Origin of the sequence: Pseudomonas sp. SWRI154 (assembly GCF_014268645.1) — a bacterium.
Taxonomy (GTDB): domain Bacteria; phylum Pseudomonadota; class Gammaproteobacteria; order Pseudomonadales; family Pseudomonadaceae; genus Aquipseudomonas; species Aquipseudomonas marvdashtae.
Genome location: NZ_JABWQW010000071.1, coordinates 1 through 861, shown reverse-complemented (window position 1 = coordinate 861; position 861 = coordinate 1). Strand labels below are relative to the sequence as shown.

Here is an 861-nt window from a genome sequence, read left to right as displayed (position 1 = left end):
TGGTCAAGGCCCTGGCCGAGAGCCCGTGGGGCATCTTCACGGTGATGGCGACCATCCCGATCGCGATGTTCATGGGCATCTACATGCGCTACATCCGCCCGGGTCGCATCGGTGAAATCTCGCTCATCGGCGTGCTGTTGCTGCTGGGTTCGATCTGGCTGGGCGGGCAGATTGCCGCCGACCCGGTCTGGGCCAAGGCCTTCACCTTCACCGGGATCCAGATCACCTGGATGCTGATCGGCTACGGTTTTGTCGCGGCGGTGCTGCCGGTGTGGCTGATCCTGGCGCCACGGGACTACCTGTCGACCTTCCTCAAGATCGGCACCATCATCGCCCTGGCGATCGGCATCCTGGTGACCATGCCCGAGCTGAAAATGCCGGCGCTGACCCAGTTCACCGACGGCACCGGGCCGGTGTGGAAGGGCGGTCTGTTCCCATTCCTGTTCATCACCATCGCCTGCGGCGCGGTCTCGGGCTTCCATGCGCTGATCTCCTCGGGCACCACGCCCAAGCTGCTGGATAACGAAACCAACGCCCGCTACATCGGTTACGGCGGCATGCTGATGGAGTCCTTCGTGGCGATCATGGCCATGGTCGCCGCCTCGGTGATCGAGCCGGGCGTGTACTTCGCCATGAACAGCCCGGCGGCGATCGTCGGCGGGGACGTGGTGGCCGTGGCGCAAACCATCAGCGGCTGGGGCTTTGCAATCACCCCCGAAGCGCTGCAAGCGGTGGCCAAGGACATCGGCGAGACCACCATCCTGGCCCGTGCCGGCGGTGCGCCGACCCTGGCGGTGGGTATCGCGCAGATCCTCCACTCGGTGCTGCCGGGTGAAAACACCATGGCGTTCTGGTACCACT

The 861-nt window shown here is 65.0% G+C and carries 1 protein-coding gene; it reads left to right on the top strand.

Annotated features, from left to right (window positions below; translation table 11 throughout):
* Nucleotides 1-861, top strand: an 861-nt coding sequence (locus HU806_RS26190; protein WP_273018714.1) for a carbon starvation CstA family protein, incomplete at both ends; no start/stop codon positions are given.